The sequence below is a fragment of the Streptomyces sp. NPDC037421 genome (assembly GCF_055602105.1).
On the sequence record NZ_JBVJWV010000055.1, the window covers coordinates 22,988 to 30,672 of the forward strand.

Consider the following 7,685-nt stretch of genomic DNA (forward strand, 5'->3'; position numbering starts at 1 on the left):
GTGGGCGCCGACCGGTGTTCGACAGACCAGGAGGACCAGTGAGCGGCGATCGGAACGAGAGGCGCGGCGGGACGTGGGACGTCCCGACGGACGATCAGTCCGACGCGGAGCCCGAGGTGACGGGCGAGTTCACCATCGACTACACCCCGCCGGCCTGGTACACGCAGGGCGCGCCCGCACAGGCCGCGCCGGTGCCCGGGCTGCCCGGGCTGCCGGAGGGCAGCGGCTTCGAACCCCACCGCCCGGCGGACGTGGTCTCGCCGCCGACGATGCGGATCGCGCCGGGATCGCCGCGCCCGTCCGACGCCGATGCCGGTGCGCTGGCCGCGCCGGTCCCGCCCCCTTCTCCGGCTCCGGCTCCGGCTCCGGCTCCGGCTCCGGCCGGAACCCCGGGCGGGCCGCCCGCGTTCCCGGCCCAGGGCACCGAGGTCCCGGGCCAGGGGCCCGCGTTCTCCGGCCCGCAGGGCGAAGCCCCGGCCACGCCCGGGTTCCCCGGGGCCGAGGCGCCGGGCGCCCTGGCCCAGGCCGCAACCCCCGCCGCACCGGCGTTCCCCGCACAGGCGGGCGAGACCCCGGGCCACGGGACCGGCTTCCCGGCCCAGGGCGAAGCCCCGGCCGCGCCCGGGTTCCCCGCACCGGCCGCCGAAGCGCCGAACGGCCACGCCGCTTACCGGGCCCAGGGCCAAGCCCCGGCCGCGCCCGCGATCCCCGCACCGGGGGCCGAGGCCCCGGGCCAGGGGGCGGCGTTCCCCGGCCCGCGGAACGGCCTGCCCGCGCGGGGCGAGGCGCCGGCCGGGCCCGGCGGCTCCGCGGCGGGGGGTGACGTACCGGGCCAGGGGGCCGACGCGGTCGCGTCCCCCGCACAGCAGGACGCGGGTGCGGCGCAGCCGTTGCCGGCGCTGCCCGGGGGCACCCCGGCGGGGTTCGCCGCCGCGTCGGCGCAGGCGGAGCCCGCGGCGCCGTTCGCGGTGCCCACCGTGGCGCCCATCACCGTGCCGGCCGCCTTCGCCGACGCCGTGCCGCCGGAGTTCGCGGCGGCCGCCGGGGAGGCTGCCCCCGCACCCGGGCGGACGCCCACCCCGGCCGGGGGAACTCCGGTCGCCGGGCCCGCGGATACTCCGTTCGGGGGATCCGGCTCCGAACTGCCGCCGCTGCCGCCCGCGTTCGCCTCCACGGGCGCACCCCAGGGCTACGGGTTCCCGCCCGCCGGCCCGGAAGCCCAGGCGCCCGCACCGGCACCGGCACCGCAGGGCCACGGCTTCCCGCCCGGCGCCCCGGAAGCGCAGCCGTCGGCCCAGGGGTACGGGTTCCCGCCCGTCACCCCCGAGTCGCAGCCGCAGGCTCCCGCACCGCAGCCCCCGCAGGGGTACGGGTTCCCGCCCGTCCCGCCGCAGCAGGCACCGCAGCAGGCGCAGCCGGCACCGCAGGGGTACCCGGCCCCCCAGCCGCCGCAGGCGCACTGGCAGCAGCCCAACCCCGGCCAGGGCCCCGGCGCTCCGCTCGGCTACACCGCCGCCGTGGAGCTGTCCTCCGACCGCCTGATCCGCGCCAAGCAGAAGCCCAAGCCCACCCGCTCCGGCTTCCGCTTCGGCGGCAAGGCCGCCGAAGCGGACCGCCAGCGCAAGCTGGAGCTCATCCGCACCCCGGTGATGTCCTGCTACCGCATCGCCGTCATCAGCCTCAAGGGCGGTGTCGGCAAGACCACGACGACCACCGCCCTCGGCGCCACCCTCGCCACCGAGCGCCAGGACAAGATCCTGGCCATCGACGCGAACCCGGACGCCGGCACCCTCGGCCGCCGCGTCCGCCGCGAGACCGGCGCGACGATCCGCGACCTGGTCCAGGCGATCCCGTACCTGCACTCGTACATGGACATCCGTCGGTTCACCTCGCAGGCCCCCTCCGGCCTGGAGATCATCGCCAACGACGTGGACCCGGCGGTCTCGACGACCTTCAACGACGAGGACTACCGCCGCGTCATAGAGACGCTCGGCCGCCAGTACCCGATCATCCTGACCGACTCCGGCACCGGGCTGCTCTACTCCGCCATGCGCGGCGTCCTGGACCTGGCCGATCAGCTGATCATCATCTCCACCCCGTCCGTGGACGGCGCGAGCAGCGCGAGCACCACGCTCGACTGGCTCTCCGCCCACGGGTACGCCGATCTCGTCTCGCGCTCGATCACCGTCATCTCCGGGGTCCGCGAGACCGCCAAGATGATCAAGGTCGAGGACATCGTGCAGCACTTCGAGACCCGCTGCCGCGGGGTCGTCGTCGTGCCGTTCGACGAGCACCTCGCGGCCGGCGCCGAGGTCGACCTCGACCTGATGCGGCCCAAGACCCGGGAGGCGTACTTCAACCTGTCCGCCCTGGTCGCCGAGGACTTCACCCGCGCCCAGCAGCAGGCCGCGCAGGCCCACTGGGGCGCACCCCAGGGCCACCAGCCGCCGCAGGCACAGCCGCAGGCACAGCCGCAGCCTCAGCCGGGCCCGTACCAGCAGCCGCAGGGCCAGCCCCCGCAGGGGCCGTCGCCGTACGGGCAACAGCCCTACCCGCAGCCCGGACAGCCCTGGCAGCAGCCCCCGGCCGCCCCCCAGCCGCCGCAGCAGCCGGGCCCGTACCAGGCCCCGCCGCGCGACCCGCGCCTGGGCTGACCGGCCGGCCCGGAGAACGCGAAGGGCCCGTACCGTCCCCGGGACGGTACGGGCCCTTCGGCGTGGGTCAGCGCCGCGCGGCGTCGAAGGCGTCGGTCAGGACCCGCGCCCGCTTCACGTCGTCCGCGATGGCCTCCAGCAGCCCGTCGAGCGACTCGAACTTCGCCATCCCCCGCACGTACGCGAGGAAGTCGACGCACACCTGCTTGCCGTACAGGTCCAGCCCGACGCGGTCGATCGCGTACGCCTCCACGGTCCGCTCGGTGGCGTCGAACTGCACGTTCGTACCCACCGAGATCGCCGCCGGCATCCGCTCGCCGTCGGCCGTCAGCCAGCCCGCGTACACCCCGTCCGCCGGGATCGCGGTGTGCGGCTGCGTCTCGACGTTGGCCGTCGGGTAGCCGAGCTCGCGCCCCCGCTGCGCACCGCGCACCACGATGCCCTCGACCCGGTGCGGGCGGCCCAGGATCTCGGCGGCCCCGTCCATGTCCCCTTCGGCGACCAGCCTGCGCGCCAGGGTGGAGGAGAACGGTACGCCGCCGCCCGCCTCGCCGCGCTCGACCAGGTCCACGACGTCGACCTCGTAGTCGTAGGTGGAGCCCAGCTCGCGCAGGAAGTCGACGTTCCCGGCGGCCCGGTGGCCGAAACGGAAGTTCGGGCCCTCGATGACGGCGCGCGCGTGCAGCTTGTCGACCAGCACCTTCACGATGAAGTCGGCCGGGGACAGCTGCGAGAACTCCGCCGTGAACGGCAGGATCAGCAGCGCGTCGACGCCGAGACCGGCCATCAGCTCGGCACGGCGGTCGTACGGGGCCAGGATCGGCGGGTGGCTGCCCGGGCGCACGACCTCGCTCGGGTGCGGGCTGAAGGTGACGACGACCGCCGGGACGCCCAGCTCGCGGGCCTTCGCCACGGCCCGTCCGATGATCAGCTGATGTCCCCGGTGCACACCGTCGTAGGAGCCGATGGTGACGACGCTGCGTCCCCAGTCCTGGGGGATGTCCTCCAAGCCACGCCAGCGCTGCACTGTGACCGCTCCTCGCCCGAACCCGTGTAGTCCCTGTACTGAATTGCCGATTGCAGGTCTAAGACTGCCATGCCGTCGGCCGGGGCCCCGCATCGGCTCTGGCTGGAATCGTTCCCCGCCTCACGTAATGTCCGGCGCGGCCCTACGAAGAGTCTCCACGGTACGCCGGGCGCCCGGCCCGAGCAGTGCCGCCGCCTCCGTCGCGGCCTCCGTGAGCCAGCGGGACACCAGCGCCCCGAACACCGGATCGGCCCGGGCCAGCTCCACCGTGCGGTGCTCGAAGACCGCCGGCCCGCCCGGCGCCCGCAGCAGCTGCCGCCCGGTGCGCCGCAGCAGCTCTCGGGTACGGACCTCCGGGCGCCGGCAGCTGCCGGCGGCGAGCCCCGCCAGGAAGGCGCCGAGCACCGCCGCGTCCGTCTCCTCGCGCAGCAGTACGTCGGCCAGCTCGGCCCTCAGCGGGTACGAGGACTCCGCCCCGGGCGCGGCCAGTACGCCGGCCACCGCGGCCCGGACCGGCGGCGGGGCGCTCCGGAGCAGGGCCAGGACCAGCGGGCGCAGTACGGGCCCGGCCGCCGGGCCCTGGTCGAGGCGCCGGTCCACGAAGGCGGCGGCGTGCGGGGCGTCCTCGGGGCGGCGGGCGAGGTGGTCGCGTACGAGGTCGCCCGCGCGGCGGGCCAGGCCTGGGGTGGTGAGCGCGGCCAGGGCACGGATCACCTCCCCGTCGGCCCGGGCCCGCAGCGCGGCGAACACCGCGTCCGGGTCGGGCAGTACCGGCAGCGCCGCGACCAGCGCGGAGGCCGGCGGCCGGGAGCCGCCCGCGGGGTCGCGGAAGCAGTCCAGGGCGTCGGGCAGGTAGCGGGCCCGCACCTGCGGGTCGCGGAGCAGCATGCCGAGGGCGGGGCCGTGCAGGCCGGTGTCGCCGGGGCGGTCCAGGAGCTCCTGGGCGGCGTGGCGCAGCAGCTCGCGGTCGGCGGGGGTGCGGACGTGCGGGGCGGTGGCGAGGCCGTACGCGGCGGCGGCCACGCGGCGTTCGGGCCGCGCGTCGTGCGCCCAGCGGTCGACGGCCCGGCACAGGGCGGACGGCTCGTCCTCCGCGAGGACGGCGAGGAGTTCGTCGGCGCGCGGGTGCGCGGCGCCGACCAGGACTTCGGTGAGGTCGTCCACGGCGAGGCGGCGGTGCGTGTGCAGCAGGGCCTGCGCCGCGGTGGCGACGGTGGCTCCGGGGCGGCCGCGCAGCCGGCGCTCGTCGGTGAACCAGGCGCAGACCAGGGGCAGGACGAGCCGCGGGGCACGGGCCAGGCGGCGGCCGGCGGCCTCCAGGTAGTGGTGGTCGCAGGGCAGCAGCCGGCGCAGCAGGTCGAGCCGGTCGCACTCGGGCAGCCGGAGCCGGTTCCAGAACCAGCCGCCGAACTCGCCGGTGCCGGACCGCGCCACGTGCTCGGCGAGGGCGTGCAGGACGGGCAGGTACGGGGTGGCGTCGGCGGCGCCGAGCAGGGTGGCGCGCAGGAGCCGGGAGGCCCACCAGACCCGGTCGGGGTGGACGGGCCCGGGGTCGTGCCCCGCCTGCTCGGCGAAGGCGTTCAGGGCGGCCACCAGGGCGTCGAGCCGGCCGCGCGCCTCGGCGGGCGGGAGCCTGCGGAGGGCTTCCAGTACGGGCCCGATGCGGTGCCGGGGTACGGGCGGGCCGGCGTCGGCGGGGCCGTGGTGCACGAGGCCGTCCAGGGCGCCCGGGACGTCGAGGTGGCCGGCCTGGAGCCAGTCGGAGAGCTCCTCGTGGGCGAAGCGGTAGCCGGGGCCGGCGGGGACGAGGAGGCCCTCGGTGAGGACGGCGGAGGCCCAGCCGGTGCGCCAGGGGAACAGCTCCTCGAAGGCGGCCCGGTCCAGCTGGCCCTGCCCGGGGCCGAGGCACCGCCGGGCGGCCTCGTGCACCCGCCCGGCCACCCGGGCCGCCAGCCGCCGCACCCCGGGGCCGTGTACCCCGGCCCCCGCACCGGCCGTCGCCGCGATCCGGACGGCGACGCGCAGGGCCATGAGGTCCAGGTGCGCCGCGAAGACCTCGTCACGGCCCGGACGGCCCGCGGTGACCTCGGCGGCGCGGATCCCGGCGAGCAGGCGCAGGGTCAGCGGGTGCCGGGCGTCGGCCTCGCGCACCGCGTCGTCCGGGATCCCCAGACGGGCCCGGGCCTCGTGCGCCTCCTGCGGGGTGAGGTCCCCGACGGGCAGCGCGGGCGGCAGCCGCCGGGCGGCGCGGGCCGGGGTGTGCAGCAGCTCCGGCGGGTAGAGGTCCCCGGCCCGCTCCCAGTACTCGGGCCGGGCCGCGACCACCAGCCGGGCCCCGGTACGGCACAGCCAGCCGGCGGTGGCCGTGGTCCAGGGCTCCAGGCGGTGCGCGAGCCGGGGCGGCATCTCCTCGGGTGCGTCCAGCACCACCAGCAGCGCCCGCCCGGCGGCGCCCGCGAGCCGCGCCACGCGCTCGGCGATCCCCTCCCCGGCGGACTCCGCCCCCGCCGGACCGAACCCGCCGGGGATCCCGGGCTCCGCGGAGCCGGCCGGGGCGGATCCCGGGGCGCGGAGCCCGGACGCGGCGGCCCCGGCCGGGGCCGCCCCCGGGGAGGCGCCTGCCCCCGCCGGGGCTTCCCCCGCCCCGCCGGAACCGGCGGGGCTCGGCGGGGCGGGTGCCGGGGCAGCGGCGGCGGGCGGGGCGGAGCCCGCGGTGAGGATGCGGCCCGCCGCCGTCAGCGCCCGGGTCACGGCGTCGGCCAGCGAGGCGTCGCCGCCGCGCAGGTCGGCTCCGCGCAGCCAGAGCGTCGGCGCGGGGCGGGGCCCGCGGGCCCGGTCGGCGGCCAGGGCGGCGAGGGCGGTGGTGCGGCCGGTGCCGGGGGCACCGACCAGGCCGAGCACGGGGTCCGTCCCGGCGGTGAAGGCGGCCAGCCCGGCGGTGATCCGGGGACGCGGCACGGGGTCCGGGGCGGGTTCGGCGGTGGTGGACGGGGGGAAGGCCGAGCCGAGGGTGGTGGCGGTCAGCTCCAGGGCGCCGGCCAGGTTGAGGTCGGCCCCGTAACCCGGCACGGTGGCGGAGTTGCGCTCCAGCAGCTCCGCGAGCGGGCCTCCCGGTGCGGCCGCGGCGGCCGCGCGCAGGGGTACGGCGAAGCTCCCGGAGCGGTGCTCCGCTTCGAGAGCGGTGCCGAGTACCGCGAGCACCGCTCCGGTCTCCGCGTCCAGGACCGGCCCCCCGCAGACCTCGCCGCCCAGCCGCAGGGCGTCCCGGCCGGCCGTCCCGATGGCCAGCTCGACGGCGGCGGGGAGTACGTGGAGGCGGCCGGCCGCGGTGTGGGTGACCTCCGCACCCGCCCCGAGGACCCGCGCCTGGCGCCAGCCCCGCGCGGGCAGGCGTACGTACGTCCCCGGAGGGATCACCTCGCACATCGCCACGGGCAGCGGCCGCACGCCCAGTCCGTCGCTGCGTACGAGGGCCAGCCCGAGCTCCGGGAGGGCGGTCACGTCATCGGCAGCGGCCGGCCGGCCGCGCCCGTCGGCGCCGGGTGCGTGCAGGACCACCCCCGCCAGGCCTTCGACGGCCTCGTGGCTGGTGATCACCGTGCCGCGGTCGTCGGCGACGAAGCCGCTCCCGCGCGGGAGTCCGTCCCGGTCCCGGATCGTCACCAGCCCCGCGGCACCGGCGAAGGCGCCGCGGCCTGCGCCCCTCGTACCGTCTGTGACCTCGTCCGTCATCGCCGCACCACTCCCCCGCCGCGGGACCCGTGTTCACGACGGTAGGCAAGTGAAGATCAGCGCGAAAAGCACGCGTGCCGAAAGCGCCCCCTTACGCTCCCCGCATTCACTCCGAGCGCCTGCTCGGAAGGGTGAATACGGTGCTCCGGGTGGATAGAGACCTACCCGAGGGGGGTCGGGGGGGGGGGGGGGGGGGGGGGGGGGGGGGGGGGGGGGGGGGGGGGGGGGGGGGGGGGGGGGGGGGGGGGGGGGGGGGGGGGGGGGGGGGGGGG

Annotated in this window: 3 protein-coding genes; 1 reads left to right on the plus strand and 2 read right to left on the minus strand. The window is 78.1% G+C overall.

Annotation, left to right across the window (positions count from 1 at the left end; genetic code table 11):
- Window positions 1-38: 38 nt before the first annotated feature.
- Window positions 39-2,654, plus strand: a complete 2,616-nt coding sequence (locus ACZ7IF_RS37635) for an SCO5717 family growth-regulating ATPase (protein WP_470981336.1) — start codon at window positions 39-41, stop codon at window positions 2,652-2,654.
- A 67-nt stretch (window positions 2,655-2,721) separates the two neighbouring features.
- Here the strand turns inward: ACZ7IF_RS37635 and ACZ7IF_RS37640 are convergent, their stop codons facing one another.
- Both ACZ7IF_RS37640 and ACZ7IF_RS37645 read right to left on the minus strand, forming a co-directional pair.
- Entirely contained in the window at window positions 2,722-3,681 is a 960-nt protein-coding gene (locus ACZ7IF_RS37640) for a bifunctional riboflavin kinase/FAD synthetase (RefSeq protein WP_401246264.1), read from the minus strand.
- A gap of 120 nt (window positions 3,682-3,801) precedes the next feature.
- Window positions 3,802-7,413: a serine protease gene (locus tag ACZ7IF_RS37645; protein WP_470981338.1), complete on the minus strand. Its 3,612-nt coding sequence runs from the start codon at window positions 7,411-7,413 to the stop codon at window positions 3,802-3,804.
- Between the last annotated feature and the right edge of the window lie 272 nt (window positions 7,414-7,685).